The following is a 24310-nucleotide window of genomic DNA, read 5'->3' as shown; positions in this document are numbered from 1 at the left end:
CGTCTCGTACAGGCGATGGGCGCTGACAGCGGGGGCGGTACCCGCTGCTACCGAACGGTACCGCCCCCGGTCGTCCCTGTGTGAACGGCCGGGGGCGGTCCGAAGTGCCCGGACGCGCACGGCGCTTCGGGGCGGGCAGGCGCGCCGGAGGACTTACTGGCCGACTTCGCCGTACGCGGCGAGCAGGACGGCCGGGTCGGGCCCTTCCAGGACCGTGGGCTTGGCCAGCCCGTCGAGGACGATGAAGCGCAGCAGGTCGCCGCGGGACTTCTTGTCGACCTTCATGGTCTCCAGCAGCTTGGGCCACTGGTCGTAGCGGTAGTGCAGGGGCAGCCCGACCGCTTCGAGGACGGTGCGGTGCCGGTCGGCCGTCGCGTCGTCCAGCCGGCCCGCGAGGCGGCCCAGTTCGGCGGCGAAGTGCATACCGACGGAGACGGCCGCGCCGTGGCGCCACTTGTAGCGCTCGTTCTTCTCGATGGCGTGGCCGAGCGTGTGCCCGTAGTTGAGGATCTCCCGCAGGCCCGACTCCTTCAGGTCCGAGGAGACCACGTCGGCCTTGACCCGGATGGAGCGCTCGATCAGCTCGGCGGTGTGCGGTCCGGCCGGGGTGCGGGCGGCCTCGGGGTCGGACTCGATCAGGTCGAGGATCACGGGGTCGGCGATGAAGCCGGCCTTGATGACCTCGGCGAGCCCCGAGACGTAGTCGTTGACGGACAGCGACTCCAGCGCGGCCAGGTCGCACAGGACTCCGGCGGGCGGGTGGAAGGCGCCGACGAGGTTCTTGCCCTCGGCGGTGTTGATCCCGGTCTTGCCGCCGACGGCCGCGTCGACCATGGCCAGCACGGTGGTCGGGACGGCGATCCAGCGCACCCCGCGCAGCCAGGTGGCGGCCACGAACCCGGCGAGGTCCGTGGTGGCGCCGCCGCCGACGCCCACGACGACGTCGGTGCGGGTGAAGCCGGACTGGCCGAGCGCCTTCCAGCAGTAGGCGGCGACCTCGGCGGTCTTGGCCTCCTCGGCGTTGGGCACCTGGATGGCGACGGCCTCGTAGCCCTGCCCGGCGAGGTCGGCCCGCAGGGCGTCGCCGGTCTCGGCGAGCGCCTCGGGGTGGATGACCGCGACCCGCTTGGCCCGGTCGCCGATCAGCGCGCCGAGTTCGTCCAGCAGCTGACGGCCCACCAGGACCTCGTAGGGCTCGGTGCCCGCGGTGCCGGCGACCTGGATGCGGGTGACTGCCTCGCTCATGCCTTCTTCAACTCCAGTGCGTCCAGGGCGGCTTCGGTGACCCCTTCGGGCGTACGGCCGTCCGTGGCGATCACGGCGGTGGCGACCTCCTCGTAGAGGTGCCGGCGGGCCTCCATCAGCTCGCGCCACTGCTTGCGCGGGTTGACCGCGAGCAGCGGGCGGGCCGTGTTGAGGCCGGTGCGCTTGACGGCCTCCTCGACGTCCATCGACAGGTACGCCACGCGCTGCCCGGCGAGCAGCGCGCGCGTGTCCTCGTCGAGGACGGCGCCGCCGCCCAGCGCGAGCACGCCGTCGTGCTCGGCGACGGCGCGCCGCACGGCCGCCTTCTCCATCGTCCGGAAGGCGGCCTCGCCCTCGTCGACGAAGATCTCGGCGATGGTCCGGCCCTGCCCGGCGACGATGTCGTCGTCGGTGTCCCGGTAGGCGACCCCGAGCCGCCCGGCCAGCAGCCGGCCGACGGTGGACTTGCCCACGCCCATCGGGCCGACCAGCACGACCAGCGGCCCGCTCATCGGATGGCGAGGTGGTCGAGGTACGCGGTGACGTTGCGGCGGGTCTCGGTCACCGAGTCGCCGCCGAACTTCTCGGCCACCGCGTCGGCCAGGACCAGCGCCACCATGGCCTCGGCCACGATCCCGGCCGCCGGGACGGCGGAGACGTCCGAGCGCTGGTGGTGGGCCTGGGCGGCCTCGCCCGTGGTGACGTCCACGGTCTGGAGGGCGCGCGGGACGGTCGCGATCGGCTTCATCGCCGCCCGCACCCGCAGCAGCTCGCCGGTGCTCAGCCCGCCCTCGGTGCCGCCGGAGCGGCCCGAGGTGCGCCGGATGCCCTCGCCGGTGTTCACGATCTCGTCGTGCGCCTGCGAGCCCGGCACCCGCGCCAGCTCGAAGCCGTCGCCGACCTCGACACCCTTGATGGCCTGGATCCCCATGAGCGCGCCGGCCAGCCGGGCGTCCAGCTTGCGGTCCCAGTGCACGTGCGAACCCAGGCCCACGGGCACGCCGTAGGCCAGGATCTCCACCACACCGCCCAGGGTGTCGCCGTCCTTGTGGGCCTGGTCGATCTCGGCGACCATCGCCTTCGACGCGTCCGCGTCCAGGCAGCGCACCGGGTCGGCGTCCAGCCGCTCCACGTCGGCCGGGGCCGGGTAGACGCCCTTGGGCGCCTTCGCCGACGCCAGTTCCACCACGTGGGAGACGATCTCGACCCCGGTGGTCTCCTTCAGGTAGGAGCGGGCCACCGCGCCCAGCGCCACCCGGGCCGCGGTCTCCCGCGCCGAGGCGCGCTCCAGGATCGGCCGGGCCTCGTCGAAGCCGTACTTCTGCATGCCCGCGAGGTCGGCGTGACCGGGCCGGGGGCGGGTCAGCGGCGCGTTGCGGGCCAGCCCCGCCAGCACCTCCGGGTCGACCGGGTCGGCCGCCATGACCTGCTCCCACTTGGGCCACTCGGTGTTGCCCACCATGATCGCCACCGGGGAGCCGAGCGTGAGGCCGTGCCGGACACCGCCGAGGAAGGTGACCTCGTCCCGCTCGAACTTCATCCGTGCACCGCGCCCATAGCCCAGGCGCCGCCTCGCGAGATGGTCCGCCACCATGTCCGTGGTGATCGGCACGCCGGCGGGAAGGCCCTCCAGCGTCGCGACGAGTGCGGGACCGTGGGACTCCCCCGCGGTCAGCCAGCGCAACCTGCTCAACGGTGCTCCTCAGTGCTCGCGCCCTGGTACTGCCTTGCGTACGCACGTCCTCGCGTACGGCGACGGCCTGACCGGCTGCGCGGCTCCGGTCCGCCACCTCCGATCCTCCCACGCCCGGGCCCGGTGTCCGGCCGCCGGTCCATCAGGCGGACGCGCTGTCGCCCTCGCGGCGCTGCGGGGCGTAGGCCCCCAGGAAGTCGGCGCCGGATTCCTGCCGGGGCGGCGCGGGCGTCTGCTGCGGCGCGTACTGCCCGAGGAAGTCGGCGCCGCGCCCCTGCCCGTACTGGGCGGCGGCGTGCACCGGCCGGCCGGTGCGGACGGCACGGCGGTAGGCGATCTTGCGCGTGATCTTGACGGCCCAGGACGCCACGAGGGCGAGCACGATCAGGGCGAGCACCGTGAACTGCACCCAGTCGGGCAGGAAGCGCAGCACGACCTCGAACATCTCGGACTTCGCGGACGCCTGCGGCAGGCTTGCGGACATGACGGACGTTCCCCTCCCCTTGTTCCGCCCCCTGCGGAACGAGAGCGGATCTTAGCGGCCCGTGAGGGCCCGCTCGCCCGCTTTTCGCATGGCGTCCAGGGGCGCGGGGGCACGTCCCGTCATCTGCTCGACCTGGAGCACCGCCTGGTGCACCAGCAGGTCGAGTCCGCTGACGACGGCTCCGCCGTACGCCGACCAGCGGGCGGCGAGGTCGGTCGGCCAGGGGTCGTAGAGGACGTCGAAGAGGGCCGCGGGCCGTTCCGGCACCGACCGGGCGAGCGCGTCGGTGACCCCGGCGGGCGTGGTGCTGATCACCAGCGGGGCGCGCAGGGCCTGCTCGGCGTCCGCCCAGTCGGCGATGCGCACGGTGACCTCCAGCCGCTCCGCCCACTGCCGCATCTCGGCGGCCCGGGCCTCGCTGCGCACGTACACGGCGATCTCGCCCGGGCAGATGCGGGACAGTGCGGCCAGCGCGGAGGAGGCGGTGGCGCCCGCACCGAGGATCGCGGCGGAGTCGGTCTGCTCGATGCCGTGTTCGCGCAGGGCGGCGACCATGCCGGGGATGTCGGTGTTGTCGCCGGTGCGGCGGCCGTCCTCCGTGACGACGACGGTGTTGACGGCGTCGACCGAGGCCGCGGTGTCGCTGATCCGGTCGAGCAGCGGGATCACGGCCCGCTTGAGCGGCATGGTCAGCGACAGCCCGGCCCACTCGGGTCCCAGCGTCTCGAGGAACGCGGGCAGCCCGGCCTCGTCGACCTCGAACCGGTCGTACGTCCAGCCGTCCAGGCCCAGTTCCCGGTAGGCGGTGCGGTGCAGGACCGGGGAGAGCGAGTGCGCGATCGGGGAGCCGAGTACGGCGGCCCGGCGGGGTGCGGCCATGGAGGGTTCCTCAGTTGTTGCGCGAGGCGTTGAACTTGTCGACCAGCTTCTGGTGTTCGGCGTTCGTCTTCGTGAACTTGCTGGTCTTGCCGTCGAGCGAGATGAAGTAGTACCAGCCGTCGTCCGTCGGGGCGAGCGCGCCCTTGAGCGCGTCCTCGCCCGGGTTGTCGATGGGACCCGGCGGCAGGCCCTTGTGGAAGTACGTGTTGTAGGGGTTGTCGTAGTTCCGCAGCTCGCTCAGGCTGAGGTCGATCTTGCTCTGGTTCTTGATGTAGTTGTAGGTGGAGTCGAACTCCAGCATCCCGTTGGTCTGGGGGTTGCCGGGCTTCATGCGGTTGTAGACGACCTCGGCCATCTTGCGGAAGTCGTCGTGGCTGGTGCCCTCGGCCTGGACGAGGCTGGCGACCGTGATCAGCTGCCACGGGTCCTCGAGCCCGAGGCTCGCGGCCTTCTTCTCGACGCCGAGCTTGTCGTAGGTCTCGGTGGCCCGCCCGACCATCTGCTTCAGCACGTCCGCGGGCTTCTGCCCCTCGGTCACGCCGTAGCTCGACGGGTAGAGGAACCCTTCCAGCGGGTCCTTGACCTGGGGGTGGTTCTGCGCCCAGGCGGGCAGACCGAGCTTGCGGAAGTCCTTCTCGGCGACCGCGGCCGTGGTGCCCTCCTTGACCTCCAGCCGCTTGTCGATGAGGCGGTAGATGTCGGCGTTGCGCTTGCCCTCGGCGATGATCAGGTTGTCGCGGCTCTCGGGGCTCAGCATCAGCTCGACCGCGCTGGCGGCCGACATCTGCTTCCGCATCGTGTAGACGCCGGCCTGGATGTTGCGGCCCTCCGGGTCGGACGCCTGGGCCGAGACGAAGGCGTCGACGCTCTTGACGACCCCGGCGGCCTTCAGCGCCCGGCCGATCGCGTAGCCGTTCGCGCCCTCGGGGATCTCGACGGACACCTTCTGGCCGGTTCCCTCGCCCGCGAAGTCCGGGGCGTCGCCGAAACGATCCTGGTAGAACTGGTAGCCGAAGTAGCCGGCACCGGCCACGCCGCCGCCGAGGATCACGACGACCAGCAGGCAGGCCATGCCGTTGCGGCGCTTCTTCGGTTTGCCGCCGCGTCCGCGTTTGTCGCCGCCCTTGCCGCGCCGGTCGCGCGGATCGTCGCCGTCGCCACCGTCGTCCTCGTCGTCCCCGCCCGCGAAGAAGGCGTGTTCACCCTGGTCGGGGCCCGGGTCCCAGTCCGTCTCGGCCTCGGGTTCCGGGCTCCGCCCGGTGTTTCGCGGGGCCGGCTGCTCGGCGGGCGGGTAGGCGTCGGGGGTGCCGTAGGACTCCTGCGGGCCCGTCCCGTAGGTGTCGCTCTGCTGCCCGTAGGGATCACCCGGGTACGAGACCTGCTGGTGGGCGCCGGTGTCCCAGCCGCCGTTGCCGTAGGGCTGCTGCTGGTACGGGTCCTGCGGCTGGCCCTGACCGGGGTACTGCTGCTGTCCGTGGGCCTGGGCCGCGTACTGCTGCTGGTCGTACGGGTACTGCTGGTGCGCGTGACCGTAGCCGGGGTACTCGCCGCTGCCCCAGTCGCCCTGCTGCGGCTGCTGCGGGTAGTGCTGCGGCTGGCCTCCGTAGGGGGACGGGTGACCCTGCTGGGCCTGCGGGCCGCCGAATCCGCCGTCCCCGTACAACGGGTCCTCCGGATGCCACGGTTCGGAGCCTTGGCCCCGGCCATACTCAGTCATCGATCCCCTAGAGCCGCGAGGCGGCGGTCGCGCGGCTTCCGGCCCGGCTCCCGTCCCGCCTCTTGCTGTGCGGCGGCTGTTCGAACGCCGCCGCATCGCGCGGAACGTTACCGTATCGCGATCAGATGACCACTTCGACGCCTTCACCGGGTGCTTTGCCTGACACCCGTTCGGATTCGAGGGCCTGCTGGAGGATGATCACGGCGGCCGCCTGGTCGATGACGGACCGGCCCTTCTTGGACTTCACGCCCGAGGCGCGCAGTCCCTGACTGGCCGTCACCGTCGTCATCCGTTCGTCGACGAGCCTCACCGGCACCGGGGCGATCATGCGGGCCAGCTCCTGGGCGAAGCCCCGGACCTTGACCGCGGCGGGGCCTTCGCCGCCCTTGAGGGAGCGCGGCAGGCCGATCACCACCTCGATGGGCTCGTACTCCTCGACGAGCTGCCCCAGCCGTCGCCGGGCTGCCGGGATGTCGCGCCCGGGGACCGTCTCCACCGGGGTGGCGAGGATCCCGTCGGGGTCGCACGAGGCGACCCCGATGCGGGCGTCCCCGACGTCGATCGCGAGCCGACGTCCTCTGCGCATGGTCCGGCCCGTCCCCTACTTGGCCGTCTCGGCGACGAGGCGCTCGACGGCGTCCACGGCGTCACCGACGGCGGCCGGGTTCTGGCCGCCGCCCTGGGCGACGTCCGGCTTGCCGCCACCGCCGCCGCCGAGGGTCTTGGCGGCGGCGCGGACCAGGTCACCGGCCTTCAGACCGCGTTCGCGGGCGGCCTCGTTGGTGGCGATCACCGTGAGTGGCTTGCCGTTGACGACCGTGAACAGGGCGACGACGGCGGCCCGGCCGCCCTGGATGCGCCCGCGCACGTCGAGGACCAGCTTGCGCAGGTCGTCGGCGGTCGTGCCGTCCGGGACCTGGCCGGTCACGACGGCGACGCCTCGGACGTCCTTGGCGGACTCGGCGAGACCGGCGGCGGCCTGGAGCACCTTCTCGGCGCGGAACTTCTCGATCTCCTTCTCGGCGTCCTTCAGCTTGCCGAGCATGGCGGAGACCTTCTCCGGGAGCTCCTCCGGGCGGCCCTTGATCAGCTCCTGGAGCTGGGCGACGACCGTGTGCTCCCGGGCGAGGAAGTTGTAGGCGTCCACGCCGACCAGCGCCTCGATACGCCGCACGCCGGAGCCGATGGAGGACTCGCCGAGCAGCTTCACCAGGCCCAGCTGGGCGGTGTTGTGCACGTGCGTGCCGCCGCACAGCTCCTTGGAGAAGTCGCCGATGGTCACCACGCGCACGCGCTCGCCGTACTTCTCGCCGAACTCGGCGATGGCGCCCTGCTTCTTGGCCTCGTCGATGCCCATGACGTCGGCCCGGACGTCCAGGTCGCGGGCGAGCACCTCGTTGATCTTCTGCTCGACGTCGGTCATCACGGCCGTCGGGACGGCGGACGGGGAGCCGAAGTCGAAGCGGAAGCGGCCGGGCTGGTTCTCCGAACCGGCCTGGGCGGCCGTCGGGCCGAGGGCGTCGCGCAGGGCCTGGTGGGTCAGGTGGGTGGCCGAGTGGGCGCGGGCGATGGCCTTGCGGCGGCGGTCGTCGATGGCGGCGTGGGCCTTGGCGCCGACCGTGACCTCGCCGACCTGGACGACGCCCTTGTGGACGTAGACGCCCGGGACGGGCTTCTGGCAGTCGCGGATCTCGATGACGGCACCGGTGTCGACCTTGATGCGGCCGGTGTCGCCGATCTGGCCGCCGCCCTCGGCGTAGAAGGGCGTGCGGTCCAGGACGATCTCGACCTCGTCGCCCTCGGTGGCGGCCGGGGAGGAGGCGCCGTCGACGAGGATGCCGACGATCGTGGACTCGCTCTCGGTGTCGGTGTAGCCGATGAAGTCGGTGGCACCGGCCTGGTCGGCGATCTCGCGGTAGGCGCCGGCACCGGCGTGCCCGGTCTTCTTGGCCTGGGCGTCGGCCTTGGCGCGCTCCCGCTGCTCCTTCATCAGGCGCCGGAAGCCGTCCTCGTCCACGGACAGGCCCTGCTCGGCGGCCATTTCCAGGGTGAGGTCGATCGGGAAGCCCCAGGTGTCGTGGAGCAGGAAGGCCTTGTCGCCGGGCAGGACGGTGCCGCCGGCGGCCTTGGTGTCGGTGACGGCCGTGTCGAGGATGTTGGTGCCGGCCTTCAGCGTCTTGAGGAAGGCGTTCTCCTCGGCGAGGGCCACCTTCTCGATGCGCTCGCGGTCGGTGACGAGCTCGGGGTACTGCCGGCCCATCATCTCGATCACGGTGTCGATCAGGTCCTTGACGACCGGGCCGGTGGCACCGAGCAGGCGCATGTTGCGGATGGCGCGGCGCATGATGCGGCGCAGCACGTAGCCGCGGCCCTCGTTGCCGGGGGTGACGCCGTCGCCGATCAGCATCACGGACGTGCGCATGTGGTCGGTGACCACGCGCAGGGAGACGTCCGAGGCCTGGGCGTCGCCGTAGCGGACGCCGGTCAGCTCGGTGGCCTTGTCGATGACGGCCATCGAGGTGTCGATCTCGTACATGTTCTGCACGCCCTGCAGAATCATGGCGAGGCGCTCGAGCCCGAGGCCGGTGTCGATGTTCTTGCTGGGCAGTTCGCCGAGGATCTCGAAGTTGTCCTTGCCGATGCCCTCGCCCCGCTCGTACTGCATGAAGACGAGGTTCCAGATCTCCACGTACCGCTCGTCGTTGACGGCGGGACCGCCCTCGGCGCCGAACTCGGGGCCGCGGTCGTAGTTGATCTCGGAGCAGGGGCCGCAGGGGCCGGGGACGCCCATGGACCAGTAGTTGTCCTTCATGCCGAGGCGCTGGATGCGCTCCTTCGGCACGCCGACGACCTCGTGCCAGATGCGCTCGGCCTCGTCGTCGTCCTTGTAGACGGTGATCCACAGGCGCTCGGGGTCGAGGCCGTAACCGCCCTCGTCCTGCGAGCCGGTGAGCAGCTCCCAGGCGAGCTTGATGGCGCCTTCCTTGAAGTAGTCGCCGAAGGAGAAGTTGCCGCACATCTGGAAGAACGTGCCGTGCCGGGTGGTCTTGCCGACCTCCTCGATGTCCGGCGTGCGCACGCACTTCTGCACGCTGGTGGCGCGGGCGAAGGGCGGCTTGACCTCACCGAGGAAGTAGGGCTTGAAGGGCACCATGCCGGCCGGGACGAGGAGCAGAGTCGGGTCGTCCGCGATGAGCGACGCCGAAGGGACGACGGTGTGACCGCGCTCCTCGAAGAAGCTCAACCAGCGGCGGCGAATCTCAGCCGACTCCATCAGTGGTCCTCATTCCGGTTGTACGGGTACGTCGGGTACGTCGAACCCTCGACGTACGTCGGGTTGTTGCGGTTCTCGATGGCGGCGTGCCGCCGGGGCGCCGGGAGTTCCGGGTTCTCGTCGATGCCGAGTGCCTCGCCGAGCTCGGCCTCCCGCGCGGCCATGTTGTCCCGGACGTCGAGCGCGAAGCCCACCGCCCGGTCCTTGATGCGGTGGCCCGCCTCGATCGCCTTGTTCCCGGCGGTCTTCGCGAGGCTCTCGGGGGTCAGCTGCCTGAGCTTGCGGTTGACCTTGGTGGTGGCCCACACACCGGCGGCGACGCCCGTGCTGAACCAGAAGGTACGGCGGAACATCGCTGGCTCTCAGTCCCTCTTGTCTCGGGCGCTGCGCCGGGAGACCGTCCGGCCCACGATCACGGTACGCCTCGGTGCCTTGGCGGGCGGCGCGTCGTCCCTGCGGCCGCCCAGGGCCCGGCGCACGCCGTAGCCGAAGGCGGCGACCTTGACCAGGGGGCCGCCGAAGGTGGAGGCGACGGTGGTCGACAGTGCCGAGGCGTTCGACGTGACCTCCTGGACGTCGGAGGCGATCGCGTCGACCCGGTCGATCTGGGTCTGCGCGGAGCGCACCGCCGCGGAGGCGTCGGCCAGCAGCGGGACGGCCTGGTCGGTCACGTCCGCCACGAGCTTGGTGGTCGCCCTGAGCGTCTGGGCCAGCCTCGCCAGTGCGACGGCGAGGAAGGACACCAGGATCGCCCAGAAGACGGCCACCAGGATCCCGGCAACCTCTCCACCGGACACTGTGCACCCGCTCCCTGAAACGCGCCTGAACTTCGAAAAAGTCGTACGCCGAGCCTATCGCGCCGGGGGTGGGGCTCCGTACCGGATTACCGCCCGGGCGTGGGGGAAGCGCGAAAGCCCGCCGCCCCGCCCGCCGGTGAGGGCGGGCGGGGCGGCGGGCTGACGTACCGCGTGCCTGCTGGGGATCAGCGGGCGTAGTACTCGACGACGAGCTGCTCGTCGCAGATCACCGGGATCTCCTTGCGGTTCGGCTCGCGGTCCAGGCGGAACGCCAGGGCCTTGAGGTTCACCTGGAGGTAGCGCGGGGTCTCGCCGTCGGGGGCGAAGCCACCCTCACGGGCGATCGTGAAGAGGGTCTTCTCCTTGGAGCGCTCACGCACCTGCACGACGTCGTCCGGACGGACGCGGAAGGACGGCTTGTCGACCTTCTTGCCGTTGACGGCGATGTGGCCGTGGACGACCATCTGGCGGGCCTGGTAGATCGTGCGGGCGATGCCCGAACGCAGCACCAGGGCGTCGAGACGGCGCTCGAGCTCGATGATCAGGGCCTCACCGGTCTTGCCCTGGACCTTGGAGGCACGCTCGTAGGCGCGGACGAGCTGGCGCTCGGACACGTCGTACTGCGCGCGCAGACGCTGCTTCTCGAGCAGACGGACCTTGTAGTCCGAGTTCTGCTTGCGGCCGCGGCCGTGCTCACCCGGCGGGTAGGGGCGGGCCTCGAAGTACTTGACGGCCTTCGGGGTCAGCGCGATGCCGAGGGCACGCGACTTCTTGACCTTGGGGCGGGACTGGTTCGCCACTGCTTCTCATTTCCTTGATTCGGCTCGTCAGGGTTGTGGGAGGTCGCATCCGCAGCCGGGGAAACCCGCCTCGGTCCGATGGGACCTCGGTGGGCAGCCGCTCCCCTGGTCTGGGCACATACGTGCAGCACGCGAGTGGCCCACCGACCGGTCCCGTCCGTGACGGGGGGTGGTGGGCTGCCCGCGACACCGTTCGACGGTGCGCGACGCTCCTGGAGCCGTTCCGGGGACGTATCCCCGGCGGGCTCCGGCCGACTGCCCCGTTCTGACTGCACGGGACGCGGCGCTCCGGACGAGTTTACAGGGTGCTCAGGACCGCTTGCGACCGAGGTTCTTCCGGGTCCACTCGACCGCGTCCGCGTACCGGGCCTCCGCTCCGTGCCGGGTCGGCTCGTAGTACTCGCGGTCCTTCAGGGCGTCCGGGGCGTACTGCTGGGCGGCGATGCCCTCGGCCAGGTCGTGCGGGTAGACGTAGCCCTGGCCGTGGCCCAAGTCGGTCGCGCCCTTGTAGTGGCTGTCGCGCAGATGGGCGGGGACCGGCCCGGCGAGGCCCTTGCGCACGTCCTCCAGAGCCGCGCCGATCGCGGTCGTCGCGGCGTTGGACTTGGGGGCGAGCGCCAGGGCGATGGTGGCGTGGCTGAGGGTGAGGGACGCCTCCGGAAAGCCGATCATCGCGACGGCCTGGGCGGCGGCGACCGCGATCTGCAGGGCGTTCGGATCGGCGAGGCCGATGTCCTCGCTGGCCGAGATCATCAGGCGCCGGGCGATGAAGCGGGGGTCCTCGCCGGCCTCGATCATCCGGGCCAGGTAGTGCAGGGCGGCGTCGACGTCCGAGCCGCGGATGGACTTGATCAGGGCGCTGGCGACGTCGTAGTGCTGGTCTCCGTCGCGGTCGTACTTCACGGCGGCCCGGTCGACCGTCTCCTCCAGCGTGGTCAGCGCGATCTCGGACTCGCCCTGGTCCAGGGCGGCTCCGGCGGCGGCCTCCAGGGCCGTCAGGGCGCGTCGGGCGTCGCCGCCGGCGATGCGCAGGAGGTGGTCCTCGGTCTCCTCGGGGAGGGTGACGGCGCCCTTGAGACCGCGCTCGTCGGTGAGGGCCCGGCGCAGCAGGCCGCGGATGTCGTCGTCCGTGAGCGGTTCGAGGGTGAGCAGCAGGGAGCGGGACAGCAGCGGCGAGATCACCGAGAAGTACGGGTTCTCCGTCGTCGCGGCGATGAGCGTGACCCAGCGGTTCTCCACGGCCGGCAGGAGGGAGTCCTGCTGGGCCTTGCTGAAGCGGTGGATCTCGTCGAGGAAGAGGACCGTCTCCTTGCCGTAGCCGCCGGCGGCGCGGCGGGCTCCGTCGATGACGGCGCGGACCTCCTTGACGCCGGCGGTGATCGCCGACAGTTCGACGAAGCGGGCGTCGGTGGCCTTGGAGACGACGTAGGCGAGGGTGGTCTTGCCGGTGCCGGGCGGGCCCCACAGGAGCACCGAGGAGGGTCCGGCCGGTCCGGAGGCCTCCCCGACCAGTCTGCGCAGGGGCGAGCCCGGCTTCAGCAGGTGCCGCTGGCCCACGACCTCGTCGAGGGTGCGCGGGCGCATGCGCACGGCCAGGGGGCTGCTGGACGGCTCCTTCTCCTGGCGTTCTTCTGCTGCGGCGGTGAACAGGTCGGGCTCCACGTCCGAAACCCTAATTCACGGCACCGACAGTCGGTCGGGGCCCGGGTCGGGGCCCGGCCGGACTCAGCTGAGCCAGAAGTCCCACCAGCGGGTCAGGATCAGCATGCCGATGATGCCGATGTGCAGCACCGGCATGACCCAGGTGAACTCGCCGAAGAAGCTCTTGAGCCAGCCCGGGGCGGGCAGGAAGCCCTTGCGGATGTTGAACGAGGTCACGTACCAGAACATGACGATCGTGGCGACCCAGGCCAGGCAGCACCACAGGCACAGGGCGTTGATCCGGTACAGGGACTGGAACATCAGCCAGGCGCAGAAGCTCACGCCGAAGAGGCAGCCGGCGTTGAAGGTGAGCCAGTACCAACGCGGGAAGCGGGCGCGGGCGAGCAGGCTCACGCCGACCAGGATCACGACGGCGTAGGCGGCGATGCCGAGCATCGGGTTGGGGAAGCCGAAGACGGCGGCCTGCTTGCTCTCCATGACGCTGCCGCAGGAGACCACCGGGTTGAAGCTGCACCCGGGTGTGAACGTCTTGCCCTCGACCTTGGCTTCCAGGATCTTGAACTTGTCGAGGGTGATGACCCAGGCGGCGAGCAGTCCTGCCGCGCCGGTGATCATCAGCAGCAGGGCGAAGGCCCGGCTGCCGCCCTCCACGCGGGGCGCGGTCTCGGCGCGCTCCGGCTCGGGCTCCGTGGAGACGTCCCTGACTGTCGTCTTGCTCATCACGCCGATTCCGTCACTCGAGACCTGAACCTCTTCGGGCACGGCCATTGTGCCGCACGGTCCTGTGTGCGCACCGTTCGCTGGGGATAAGGATGCCCGCGGGGTCGTCCCTGAGGGTTGTGTTTCGGCCGACGTGCGTTCGCCCGGGCGCACAGGGGTGCGAAGGCGCCGCGCAACGGCGCAGGCGCCGGGCACCTCGTCGGTGCCCGGCGCCTGCGCGGGGTGCTGCGGCCTCAGCGGCCTCTGCGGATACCGCTAGCCGAGCCGCGCTTCCAGTTCCGCCACGATCTCGTTCACGCCGACGGCCGTCTGCTCGCCGGACTCCATGTCCTTGAGCTGGACGACGCCCTCGGCGAGGTCGCGCTCGCCGGCGACGATCGCGTAGCGGGCGCCGCTGCGGTTGGCGTTCTTCATGGCGCCCTTGAGGCCCTTGCCGCCGTAGGAGAAGTCGGCCGCGATGCCGTTCTTGCGCAGCTCGGCGACCTTGCCGAACAGCAGGCGGCGCGCCTCCTCGCCGAGCGGCACGGCGTAGACGCTGGTGGTGGCGGGGATCTCGAGCTCCACGCCCTCCGCCTCCAGCGCCAGGACCGTGCGGTCGACGCCGAGGGCCCAGCCGACGGACGGCAGCGCGGGGCCGCCGATCATTTCGGACAGGCCGTCGTAGCGGCCGCCGCCGCCCACCGCGGACTGGGAGCCGAGGCCGTCGTGGACGAACTCGAAGGTGGTTCGGGTGTAGTAGTCCAGGCCGCGCACCAGCTTCGGGTCGTCCTCGAAGAAGACGCCCGCGGCCGTGATCAGCTCACGGACCTCCTCGTGGTACGCCTTGCACGCGTCGCACAGGTAGTCGCGCAGCAGCGGGGCCTCGGTCAGCTGCTTCTGGACCTCCGGACGCTTGTCGTCCAGGACGCGCAGCGGGTTGATGTCCGCGCGGCGCAGGGTGTCCTCGTCCAAATCCAGACCGCGCAGGAACTCCTGGAGCGCCGCCCGGTACACGGGACGGCACTCCTTGTCCCCCAGGCTGTTGAGCAGGATCCGGAACTCGCTCAGCCCGAGCGAGCGGTAGGCCTGGTCGGCCAGGATGATCAGTTCGGCGTCCAGCGCGGGGTCCTCCGCGCCGATCGCCTCGGCACCGACCTGGGAGAAGTGGCGGTAGCGGCCCTTCTGCGGGCGTTCGTAGCGGTAGTACGAACCGGAGTACCAGAGCTTGACCGGGAGATTTCCGGTCTTGTGGAGGTTGGCCTCCAGCGCGGCGCGCAGCACCGAGGCCGTGCCCTCGGGACGCAGGGCGAGCTGGTCACCGCCCTTGGTCTCGAACGCGTACATCTCCTTGGTGACGATGTCGGTGGACTCACCGACCCCGCGTGCGAACAGTTCCACGCTTTCGAAGCCCGGCGTCTCGATGTAGCCGTAGCCGGAGTTGCGCAGCGGGGCGGCGATCGCCTCACGGACGGCCAGGTACGTGGCGCTGTCCGGCGGGATCAGGTCGTAGGTGCCCTTGGGGGCCTTGAAGGTGCTCACGGAAGGTCTCGTCACATTCCTCGTCGGGGAGCGGGCTGGGCTCCCTGGCCGGCCGCCACCTGCCGCAGATACGGGTTGGTGGCGCGCTCCTGGCCGATGGTCGTCTGGGGGCCGTGTCCGGACAGCACCACGGTCGAGTCGTCGAGGGGCAGGCACACGCGGGCCAGCGAGTCGAGCATCTCGGCCATGTCACCGCCGGGCAGGTCGGTGCGTCCGATGGAGCCGGCGAACAGCAGGTCGCCCGAGAACAGGATCGGCGGGATGTCCGCCGCCTCGGGCATGCCGAAGGTCACCGACCCCTTGGTATGGCCAGGGGCGTGCGCGACGGACAGCTCCAGGCCGGCCAGTTCCAGCTTCGAGCCGTCGGCCAGCTCCCTGACGTCGTCCGGCTCCCCCACGGTCAGCTCCCCCATCAGCGGCATCCCGATGGAGCGGCCGAGCGCCTTCTCGGGGTCGCTCATCATGTACCGGTCGTCGGGGTGGATCCAGGCCGGCACGTCGTGCGCGCCGCAGACCGGGACGACCGAGGCCACGTGGTCGATGTGGCCGTGGGTGAGGACGACGGCGACGGGCTTGAGCCGGTGCTTGGCGATCGCCTCGGCGACGCCGTCGGCGGCCTGGTGGCCGGGGTCGATGATCACGCACTCCTCGCCGGCGGCGGGGGCGACGAGGTAGCAATTCGTCCCCCAGGCCCCGGCGGGGAACCCGGCAATGAGCACGATCGTCCTTCGTTGTGTCGATACGGGCGGCTACAACTGCTCACAGAGCCTACCGGCGCTGCCGATTCCTCAGCGAACCCATATACGGTACGGGGCACACGCAGGCGGTCGGCACAGGACGCCACGCGTACCGGTCGGCGTTTTTGGACCCAGGAGGAGAGAACCCGGTGGTCAGCCAGGAACAGCGGCGGCGTCAGCTCGCCCGGGAGAAGTTCTTGCGGCAGCAGCAGCGACGCACGGACGCGCGACGCAAGGCCCGTATGCGCAACTCGGTGATCGCCTCGGTCCTCGGCGTGGTCGTGGTGCTGTCCGTGACGGTCTTCCTCACCAAGCCGTTCGAGGACGACGGCAAGAAGGAGAACGCGGGCGCGGAGGTCACGCCGAGCGCCTCGCCCAGCAAGGCGCCGGACCCCTGCGAGAAGCCCGCCCCGGGCAAGGTCAAGTCGCAGACCTGGAAGAAGGAACCGTCGATGGCCATCGACGAGTCGGCGAAGTACGCGATGAAGCTGGACACGACCTGCGGCGAGATCGGTGTCGCGCTGAAGGCGTCGGCGGCCCCGCACACGGTCAACTCGTTCAAGTTCCTCGTCGACAAGGGGTACCTGGACCACACCAAGTGCCACCGCCTCACCAGCCAGGGCATCTACGTCCTGCAGTGCGGCGACCCGCAGGGCACCGGCATGGGCGGCCCCGGCTACACGATCCCGGACGAGAACCTGAAGGACAAGAGCCTCAAGGGCGGGGTGTACCCGGCGGGCACCGTCGCGATGGCGAACCAGTACAACGCGCAGACCAAGCAGGGCCGCGACAGCGGCGGCAGCCAGTTCTTCCTCGTCTACCAGGACAGCCAGCTGCCGCCCGACTACACACCGTTCGGTACGGTGTCCGAGGCCGGCATGAAGGTCCTGCAGAAGATCGCCAAGGCCGGGGCGCAGGCTCCCGACCCCCAGACGGGCAACACCGCGCCCAACGCGACGGTCGTGATCAACAAGGCCACGATCAGCGAATCTTGACCCTCAACTGCGTAATTTCGGTCGCGCGGGATGCGGACAGGCCCCCCGCCGGTCGCCTATGTTGGCCGTGACGAAACTGTGGACGATGCCCGGGGGTGCCACAGGCCCCCCGCAGGCATCATGTGGAGGAGGCGCTGTGAGCAGCGACCCGTGGGGCCGCGTCGACGAGACGGGGACCGTGTACGTGCGTACGGCCGACGGCGAGCAGGTCGTCGGTTCCTGGCAGGCAGGCTCCCCCGACGAGGCGCTGGCCTACTTCGAGCGCAAGTACGAGGGCCTGGTTGTCGAGATCGGCCTCCTCGAGAAGCGAGTGAAGACCACCGACCTGTCGGCCAAGGACGCCCAGGCCGCCATCGACCACATCCGGGAGCAGGTCGACGCCCATCACGTGGTGGGCGACCTGGACGCCCTGCGGGTCCGGCTGGACAAGCTCGTGGAGCTGGTGGAGGCGCGTCGCGAGGAGCGCAAGGCGCAGCGGGCGAAGCAGTCCGACGAGGCGCGCCACGCCAAGGAGGCGCTGGTCGCCGAGGCGGAGGAGCTGTCGCAGTCGGAGCAGTGGCGTGCGGCCGGTGAGCGGCTGCGGGCCCTGGTGGACACCTGGAAGGGCCTGCCGCGACTGGACCGCAAGTCCGACGACGAGCTGTGGCACCGCTTCTCGCACGCCCGGTCGGCGTTCTCCAAGCGGCGCAAGCAGCACTTCGCGCAGCTGGACGCCCAGCGCGAGGAGGCCCGCCGCACCAAGGAGCGGCTGGTCGCCGAGGCCGAGGCGCTGTCGAACTCGACGGACTGGGGTGCGACGGCCGCCCGCTACCGCGAGCTGATGTCCGAGTGGAAGGCCGCGGGCCGTGCGCAGCGCGAGCACGAGGACGACCTGTGGAACCGCTTCCGCGGCGCCCAGGACGTCTTCTTCGCGGCGCGCAGCTCGGTCTTCGCCGAGCGGGACGCCGAGCAGGCGGAGAACCTCAAGCTCAAGGAGGAGCTGGCCGAGGAGGCCGAGAAGCTCCTGCCGATCACCGATCTGAAGGCGGCCCGGGCCGCGTTCCGCAACGTGAACGAGCGCTGGGAGGCCATCGGCCACGTCCCGCGCGACGCCCGGCCCAAGGTCGAGGGCCGCATGCACGCCGTCGAGCGGGCCATCCAGGAGGCCGAGGAGGCCGAGTGGCGCCGGACGAACCCGGAGGCACGCGCGCGTGCCGCGGGTCTGACCGGGCAGCTCCAGGCGGCGGTGGACAAGCTGCGGGGCCAGATCGAGCAGGCCCGCGCCCAGGGCAACGACGCCAAGGCGGACAAGCTCCAGCGTGAGCTGGACGGCCGCCAGGCGCTGCTCGACCAGGCGCTGAAGGGCCTGCAGGAGTTCGGCGGCTGAGCCGGCCGAGGCCACGTGAAGGGGGCTTCCGTACACCTCGTACGGAAGCCCCCTTCTTGCGTGGGCCGCCGCGGGCCGACGTGCGCCGCTACGACCTGCTGCGCGCCGAGGTCACCCGGTACACGTCGTAGACGCCCTCCACGCCGCGGACCGCCTTCAGCACATGGCCGAGATGCTTCGGGTCGCCCATCTCGAAGGTGAAGCGGGACGTGGCGACGCGGTCGCGGGAGGTCTGGACGGCCGCGGAGAGGATGTTGACGTGCTGGTCGGACAGCACGCGGGTGACGTCCGAGAGCAGCCGGGACCGGTCGAGGGCCTCCACCTGGATGGCGACCAGGAAGACCGAGGACTGCGTGGGTGCCCACTCGACGTCGAGGATGCGCTCGGGCTCCCGGGAGAGCGACTCCACGTTCACGCAGTCGTTGCGGTGCACGGACACGCCGCTGCCGCGGGTGACGAAACCGATGATCGGGTCGCCGGGGACGGGGGTGCAGCAGCGGGCCAGCTTGACCCACACGTCCTCGACGCCCTTGACGACGACGCCGGGGTCGGCGCTGGAGCGGCGCTTGCGGCTGCGTCCGCGGGCCGGCGGGACCGACTCGTCGATCTCCTCGGTGGCCGCCTCCTCGCCGCCGAGGGCCTGGACCAGCTTCTGCACGATGTTCTGCGCGGAGACGTGGCCCTCACCGATCGCCGCGTACAGGGCGGAGATGTCGGCGTAGCGCATCTCGTGCGCCAGGGTCACCAGGGAGTCGCCGGTCAGGATGCGCTGGATCGGCAGGTTCTGCTTGCGCATGGCGCGGACGATGGCGTCCTTGCCCTGCTCGATCGCCTCGTCGCGGCGCTCCTTGGAGAACCAGGCCCGGATCTTGTTGCGGGCGCGCGGTGACTTGACGAAGCCCAGCCAGTCGCGCGAGGGCCCGGCGCCGGCCGCCTTGGAGGTGAAGACCTCCACCAGGTCACCGTTGTCGAGGGTGGACTCCAGCGGCACCAGGCGGCCGTTGACGCGGGCGCCTATCGTGCGGTGCCCGACCTCGGTGTGCACCGCGTAGGCGAAGTCGACCGGGGTCGCCCCGGCGGGGAGCGCGATGACGTCGCCCTTGGGGGTGAAGACGAAGACCTCGTTGCGGGAGAGGTCGAAGCGCAGCGACTCCAGGAACTCGCCGGGGTCCTCGGTCTCCTTCTGCCAGTCGAGGAGCTGGCGCAGCCACGCCATGTCGTTGAGGTGGTCGTCCTTGCTCTTGCCGGACGACTTGGGGGCGTCGGTGCGCACCTTGGACGCGCCGGCGACGGCCTCCTGCTTGTACTTCCAGTGCGCGGCGATGCCGTACTCGGCGCGGCGGTGCATGTCGAACGTGCGGATCTGCAGCTCGACGGGCTTGCCGCCGGGGCCGATGACCGTCGTGTGCAGCGACTGGTACATGTTGAACTTGGGCATCGCGATGTAGTCCTTGAACCGGCCGGGGACCGGATTCCATCGCGCGTGGACGGTGCCGAGGGCCGCGTAGCAGTCGCGGACGGTGTCCACGAGGACGCGGATGCCCACCAGGTCGTAGATCTCCGCGAAGTCCCGGCCGCGGACGATCATCTTCTGGTAGACGCTGTAGTAGTGCTTGGGGCGGCCGGTGACGGTGGCCTTGATGCGGGCGGCGCGCAGGTCCTGCTGGACCTCGTCGGTGACGATGGCCAGGTACTCGTCGCGCTTGGGCGCCCGCTCGGCGACCAGCCGGACGATCTCGTCGTACATCTTGGGGTAGAGGATCGCGAAGGCGAGGTCCTCCAGCTCCCACTTGATGGTGTTCATGCCCAGGCGGTGGGCGAGCGGCGCGTAGATCTCCAGGGTCTCGCGCGCCTTCTTCTCCTGCTTCTCGCGCTTGAGGTAGCGCATGGTGCGCATGTTGTGCAGGCGGTCGGCGAGCTTGATGACCAGGACGCGGGGGTCCTTGGCCATGGCGACGACCATCTTGCGCACGGTCTCGGCCTGGGCGGCCTCGCCGAACTTGACCTTGTCCAGCTTGGTGACGCCGTCGACGAGGAGGGTGACGACGTCGCCGAAGTCGCGGCGCAGGTCCTCCAGGCCGTACTCGGTGTCCTCGACCGTGTCGTGCAGCAGGCCGGCCATGAGCGTGGCCGGATCCATGCCCAGCTCGGCGAGGATGGTGGTGACGGCGAGGGGGTGCGTGATGTACGGGTCGCCGCTCTTGCGCTTCTGGCCGCGGTGCCAGCGCTCCGCGACCTGGTAGGCGCGCTCGATCTGGCGGAGCGTGGCCGTCTCGATCTTGGGGTCGTTGCTGCGCACTATCCGCAGCAGCGGTTCCAGCACCGGGTTGTACGGGTTGGCGCGCTGCACGCCGAGCCGGGCCAGGCGGGCGCGGACGCGGTTGGAGGAGCCGCTGCGGGCCGGCTGGCCCGAGGCCTGGCGCACCGGCGGCGCGGGCTTGGGACGGGCCTGCTCGGCGGGCTTGTCGACCGGCGCCGACTGGGCGTGCTCGACCGGCCCGCGGGTGTCGTTCTTCGCGTGGGGCGCGGTCGGCGCGGGCTTCGCCGCGGCTGCCGAGGCGGACTCGGGCTTGGCGGCGGTCAGGTGCTGGGCCTCGTCTGGCAAGAGGACTCCTCGTGCGCGATCCGGGTCCCCCGGTCAGGCTCCGGAGACCCCATGGTAGCGATCCTGAGCTCCGGGATCGCCTTCAGGCCGATGTGAGAGCCGTCTACCCGCAAACGCGGAAGGCGGACCCCGAAATTCCGCGGGGTCCGCCTTCGCGGTGTCGTACCTCGGCTCGCCGAGCTGTCCGGCGAGCCGCTAGACGGTGAGCAGGACCTCCAGCGGGGCGCCGGCCAGAGCGGGCTCCAGGCGGGCGCGGCCGCTGAGGAACCCGAGCTCCATGAGAACGGCGAGACCGGCCACCTCGGCGCCGGCCCGGCGGATGAGCTGGATCGACGCCTCGGCGGTGCCGCCGGTGGCGAGGACGTCGTCGACGATCAGGACGCGGTCGTCCCCACCGAGGTCCTCGGCGTGGACCTCGATCTCCGCCGAGCCGTACTCCAGGTCGTACGCCTGGGCGAGGGTGGCTCCGGGGAGCTTGCCCGCCTTGCGCACGGGGATGAAGCCGAGACCGGCGCGGACGGCGACCGGGGCGCCCAGGATGAAGCCGCGGGCCTCCAGGCCGACGACCTTGGTGGCGCCGGTGCGCTCCGCGATCTCCGACAGGGCGTCGGTGAGCGCGGTGAACGCCGCCGGGTCCGCGAGCAGCGGGGTGATGTCCTTGAACATCACGCCCGGCTCCGGGTAGTCGGCCACGTCCCGGATGCGGCTGAGCAACAGCTCCTGGATGTCGGTCACCGGCGCTTCCCCGAGGGGCGACCACGTCCGCGGGTGCGGGACGCCGGCTGGTTGCGGGGACCGACGACGGCGGGCGTGGCGTCCTCGGGCTCACCCGCGTACGCCTCGTCGTGGACCTCGGTCTCGCCCTTGGCGGCGGCCTGGGCCCGCTTGGCGAGCACCCGCTTCTTCAGGGCCTTCATCGCCGGCTCGCGCTCCTTGAGGTCGGCGACGAGCGGGGTGGCGATGAAGATCGAGGAGTACGCACCGGCCGCGAGGCCGACGAACAGCGACAGCGAGATGTCGTTCAGCATGCCGGCGCCGAGGACACCGCCACCGATGAACAGCAGGCCCGCCACCGGCAGCAGCGCGACCACCGTGGTGTTGATGGAGCGCACCAGGGTGCTGTTGATCGAGCGGTTGGCGATGTCGCTGTAGGTCCAGCGGGTCTGTTTGGTGATGTCCCTGGTCTGTTCCTTCAAGCTGTCGAACACCACGACCGTGTCGTAGAGCGAGTAGCCGAGGATGGTGAGGAGGCCGATCACCGTGCCCGGGGTGACTTCGAAGCCGACCAGGGCATAGATGCCGACCGTGATGGTGATGTCGTGGATCAGCGCGACGAACGCGGCGACGGCCATGCGCCACTCGAAGGCGATCGCCAGGTAGATCACCACGAGCACCATGAAGATGCCGAGGCCCTGCCAGGCCTTGTTGGCGATCTGGTCACCCCAGCTGGGGCCGACGAGCTCGGCGTTGATCTCCTCCGCGTCGAGCTTCAGATCGTCGGAGAGCTGGGTCTTGATCTTGTCCGCGGCGCCGGTGTCGATGCCGGCGACCTGGATGCGCAGGGTGCCGTCACCGAGCTTCTGGACGATCGCGTCGTGACCCGAGGCGTCCTCCGCGTAGCCCTCGGCCTGGGACACCGAGGCGCTGACGTTCTTCGGGGTGGTGAAGACGGCGCCGCCCTGGAACTCGATGCCCATGTGCAGGCCGCGGACCGCCAGGCCCACGATGGCCGTGATGGTGATCAGGATCGACAGGCCGTACCAGATCTTGCGGTTCTTGACGAAGTCGTAGCCGATCTCGCCACGGTGCAGTCGAGCGCCGAGGTTGCCGAGTTTCGACATCTCAGGCCTCCTTGGTGTCGACGGGGACGGCGGGGCGGCGGGTGCGGCGCAGCGGCGGCTGCGCACCCAGGCTCTTCGGGTCGAGGCCGGACCACTTGTGGCCGTTCGCGAAGAACGGGCGGCGGGCCATCAGGGTCAGCAGCGGCTTGGTGAAGAGGAACACCACGACCACGTCGAGCAGGGTGGTCAGGCCGAGCGTGAACGCGAAGCCCTGGACCTTGCCGACGGTGACGATGAACAGCACCGCGGCGGCGAGGAAGGACACGAAGTCGGAGACCAGGATGGTGCGCCGCGCGCGCGGCCAGGCGCGCTCGACGGCGGGGCGCAGCGAGCGGCCCTCCCGGATCTCGTCGCGGACACGCTCGAAGTAGACGATGAACGAGTCCGCCGTGATGCCGATGGCGACGATGGCGCCGCAGACGGCCGGCAGGTTCAGCGCGAAGCCGATGGTCGGGCCGAGCAGCGACATGATCGTGTAGGTCAGCGCGGCCGAGACCAGCAGGGACAGGATCGCGATGAACGACAGGCCGCGGTAGTAGACCAGCAGGTAGATGACGACCAGCGCGAGGCCGATCGCACCGGCGATGAGTCCGGCCTCCAGCTGCTCGCCGCCGAGGGCGGCGGTCACGGTGGTGACGCTGTCCTCCTCGAAGGTCAGCGGCAGGGCGCCGTAGGACAGCATGTTGGCGAGGCTCTTGGCCTCCTCCTGGGTGAAGCTGCCGGAGATCTGCGCGTTGCCGCCGCTGATGGTGGTCTGGACGAACGGGTGGGAGACCACCTCGTCGTCCAGGACGATCGCGAACTCGTTCTGCGGGGTGGCCTGCTGGGCCAGCTTGGCGGTGGTCGCGGCGAACTTCTTGGTGCCCGCGGAGTTGAAGGTCATGTCGACCTGCCAGCCGCCGGCGCCCTGGGTGTTGAGGCTCGCCTGGGCCTTCTTGATCTCGGTGCCGTCGACGTCGACCGGGCCCAGCAGGAACTTGCTCCAGACCTTGCCGTCCTGCCCGCAGGCGACGGTGGGCTGGTCGTTCTTGGCCGCCTTGCCGGCGGTGGCGCGCTGCTTCGGGTCGGAGCAGTCGAGGGCGGCGTACTGCTTCTCCAGCGCGCCGGACGCGGCGTTGCCGGTGCTGGACGGCGACGGGCTGCCGGAGGCCTTGGGGCTGCCGCTCGCGGACGGGGTGGCGTCGGCCTTGAGCGAGTCGGTGACGGCACGGCCCTGGGTCGTGGCGGAGGCCGACGGGCTCGGGGAGCCGGAGGTCGCGGACTCCTTGGGCTTGCCGGAGCCGGAAGGGCTCGGGGAGGCGCTGCCGCCGGAGGTGCCGCTCGGGGTGGGCTCGGCCTCACCGGGGGCGGCCTCGCGCTGCAGGACCGGGCGGAAGTAGAGCTTGGCGGTGGTGCCGACCTGATCCCGGGCTTCCTCGGAGTTGGTGCCCTTGGGGATGTTGACGATGATGTTCCGGCTGCCCTGGGTCTGCACCTCGGACTCCGAGACGCCCAGACCATTGACACGGCGTTCCATGATCTCGACCGCGGTGTCCATGTTGGTCTTGTTGATGGCGTTCTCCTGGCCCGGCTCGGAGACGGCGCGGAGCGTGATGCTCGTACCGCCGGCCAGGTCGATGCCGAGACGCGGCTTCGTGTGTCCCGAGGCGAACATTCCACCGGTGAGCGCCGCGATGGCGATCAGGATCAGGGCCAGCGAGCGCCCCGGCTTGCTCTGGGCGCTCGCGCTCCGGCCCTTTTTAGGTGTGGCCACCTTCTCGTACTCCCTCTCGGGCCGCCTCCGTCCGGATCGGCGGACGGGCGGCCATGCCAATGTGTCGGGACTCCGTGCGAGCCGGTCGTGTGCCGGGGTGGGGGGGGGGGGGCCCCCCCCCCCCCCCCCCCCCACAAAAACCGGCGGGGGGGCCGCCGGCCTAGGTGGGGGAGACGGCCGCCCCGCCCCCGCCGCCCCCCGCCACCCCCCCCCGGGCCCCCGCC

At 70.9% G+C, this 24310-nt stretch carries 21 protein-coding genes; 2 read left to right on the top strand and 19 right to left on the bottom strand.

All coding sequences use genetic code 11. The features are described 5' to 3' along the window. Positions 1–153: 153 nt before the first annotated feature. The 15 genes from aroB to ACH4C6_RS24350 all read right to left on the bottom strand — a co-directional run bounded on the left by aroB (position 154) and on the right by ACH4C6_RS24350 (position 15508). Positions 154–1245, bottom strand: a complete 1092-nt coding sequence (aroB, locus tag ACH4C6_RS24420; protein ID WP_398110707.1) for a 3-dehydroquinate synthase — start codon at positions 1243–1245, stop codon at positions 154–156. Further along, positions 1242–1757 (bottom strand): shikimate kinase, encoded by a 516-nt coding sequence (locus ACH4C6_RS24415; RefSeq protein ID WP_398110706.1) that lies wholly within the window; start codon positions 1755–1757, stop codon positions 1242–1244. The genes aroB and ACH4C6_RS24415 overlap by 4 nt, the downstream gene beginning before the upstream one ends. Next, complete coding sequence (gene aroC / locus ACH4C6_RS24410; protein ID WP_398110705.1) at positions 1754–2938, bottom strand: chorismate synthase; 1185 nt, start codon at positions 2936–2938, stop codon at positions 1754–1756. Before aroC ends, ACH4C6_RS24415 begins: the two co-directional genes overlap by 4 nt. A gap of 142 nt (positions 2939–3080) precedes the next feature. Beyond that, entirely contained in the window at positions 3081–3422 is a 342-nt protein-coding gene (locus ACH4C6_RS24405; protein WP_398110704.1) for a hypothetical protein, read from the bottom strand. A 51-nt stretch (positions 3423–3473) separates the two neighbouring features. After that, positions 3474–4301, bottom strand: a complete 828-nt coding sequence (locus ACH4C6_RS24400; RefSeq protein WP_398110703.1) for a shikimate dehydrogenase — start codon at positions 4299–4301, stop codon at positions 3474–3476. Between the two features lie 10 nt (positions 4302–4311). Then, positions 4312–6018 carry an endolytic transglycosylase MltG gene (gene mltG, locus ACH4C6_RS24395; RefSeq protein WP_398110702.1) on the bottom strand — a complete coding sequence of 569 codons (1707 nt, stop codon included), beginning with the start codon at positions 6016–6018 and terminating at the stop codon, positions 4312–4314. 121 nt (positions 6019–6139) lie between these two features. Continuing rightward, on the bottom strand, positions 6140–6604 hold the full coding sequence (gene ruvX / locus ACH4C6_RS24390) for a Holliday junction resolvase RuvX (protein WP_398110701.1): 465 nt from the start codon (positions 6602–6604) through the stop codon (positions 6140–6142). 15 nt (positions 6605–6619) lie between these two features. Next, on the bottom strand, positions 6620–9292 hold the full coding sequence (gene alaS, locus ACH4C6_RS24385; RefSeq protein ID WP_398110700.1) for an alanine--tRNA ligase: 2673 nt from the start codon (positions 9290–9292) through the stop codon (positions 6620–6622). Beyond that, entirely contained in the window at positions 9292–9645 is a 354-nt protein-coding gene (locus tag ACH4C6_RS24380) for a hypothetical protein (RefSeq protein WP_398110699.1), read from the bottom strand. The genes alaS and ACH4C6_RS24380 overlap by 1 nt, the downstream gene beginning before the upstream one ends. 9 nt (positions 9646–9654) lie before the next feature. Then, entirely contained in the window at positions 9655–10089 is a 435-nt protein-coding gene (locus ACH4C6_RS24375) for a DUF948 domain-containing protein (RefSeq protein ID WP_398110698.1), read from the bottom strand. A gap of 185 nt (positions 10090–10274) precedes the next feature. After that, positions 10275–10889, bottom strand: coding sequence for a 30S ribosomal protein S4 (gene rpsD, locus ACH4C6_RS24370; RefSeq protein ID WP_010046470.1), 615 nt, complete (start codon positions 10887–10889; stop codon positions 10275–10277). 309 nt (positions 10890–11198) lie between these two features. Further along, positions 11199–12551, bottom strand: coding sequence for a replication-associated recombination protein A (locus ACH4C6_RS24365; RefSeq protein WP_398110697.1), 1353 nt, complete (start codon positions 12549–12551; stop codon positions 11199–11201). 63 nt (positions 12552–12614) lie between these two features. After that, on the bottom strand, positions 12615–13271 hold the full coding sequence (locus ACH4C6_RS24360; RefSeq protein ID WP_398110696.1) for a vitamin K epoxide reductase family protein: 657 nt from the start codon (positions 13269–13271) through the stop codon (positions 12615–12617). Positions 13272–13526: 255 nt separating this feature from the next. Continuing rightward, complete coding sequence (gene hisS, locus ACH4C6_RS24355) at positions 13527–14789, bottom strand: histidine--tRNA ligase (protein ID WP_398110695.1); 1263 nt, start codon at positions 14787–14789, stop codon at positions 13527–13529. Between the two features lie 11 nt (positions 14790–14800). Continuing rightward, positions 14801–15508 (bottom strand): MBL fold metallo-hydrolase, encoded by a 708-nt coding sequence (locus tag ACH4C6_RS24350; RefSeq protein WP_398110694.1) that lies wholly within the window; start codon positions 15506–15508, stop codon positions 14801–14803. Positions 15509–15675: 167 nt separating this feature from the next. Here ACH4C6_RS24350 and ACH4C6_RS24345 point away from each other — a divergent pair, with 167 nt between their 5' ends. Continuing rightward, entirely contained in the window at positions 15676–16521 is an 846-nt protein-coding gene (locus ACH4C6_RS24345) for a peptidylprolyl isomerase (protein ID WP_398110693.1), read from the top strand. 136 nt (positions 16522–16657) lie between these two features. Then, complete coding sequence (locus ACH4C6_RS24340; protein WP_398110692.1) at positions 16658–17887, top strand: DUF349 domain-containing protein; 1230 nt, start codon at positions 16658–16660, stop codon at positions 17885–17887. A gap of 88 nt (positions 17888–17975) precedes the next feature. Here the strand turns inward: ACH4C6_RS24340 and relA are convergent, their stop codons facing one another. The 4 genes from relA to secD form a co-directional block, all read right to left on the bottom strand. Beyond that, complete coding sequence (gene relA, locus ACH4C6_RS24335; protein ID WP_398110691.1) at positions 17976–20492, bottom strand: GTP pyrophosphokinase; 2517 nt, start codon at positions 20490–20492, stop codon at positions 17976–17978. Between the two features lie 195 nt (positions 20493–20687). Beyond that, entirely contained in the window at positions 20688–21227 is a 540-nt protein-coding gene (locus tag ACH4C6_RS24330; RefSeq protein ID WP_398110690.1) for an adenine phosphoribosyltransferase, read from the bottom strand. Further along, positions 21224–22333 carry a protein translocase subunit SecF gene (gene secF, locus ACH4C6_RS24325; protein ID WP_398110689.1) on the bottom strand — a complete coding sequence of 370 codons (1110 nt, stop codon included), beginning with the start codon at positions 22331–22333 and terminating at the stop codon, positions 21224–21226. The genes ACH4C6_RS24330 and secF overlap by 4 nt, the downstream gene beginning before the upstream one ends. Position 22334: 1 nt before the next feature. Beyond that, positions 22335–24086: a protein translocase subunit SecD gene (secD, locus tag ACH4C6_RS24320; protein WP_398110688.1), complete on the bottom strand. Its 1752-nt coding sequence runs from the start codon at positions 24084–24086 to the stop codon at positions 22335–22337. Positions 24087–24310 lie beyond the last annotated feature (224 nt).

Source organism: Streptomyces sp. NPDC017943 (genome assembly GCF_044328425.1).
GTDB classification, from domain to species: domain Bacteria; phylum Actinomycetota; class Actinomycetes; order Streptomycetales; family Streptomycetaceae; genus Streptomyces; species Streptomyces djakartensis_A.
This window is presented reverse-complemented; position numbering and strand designations above follow the sequence as displayed.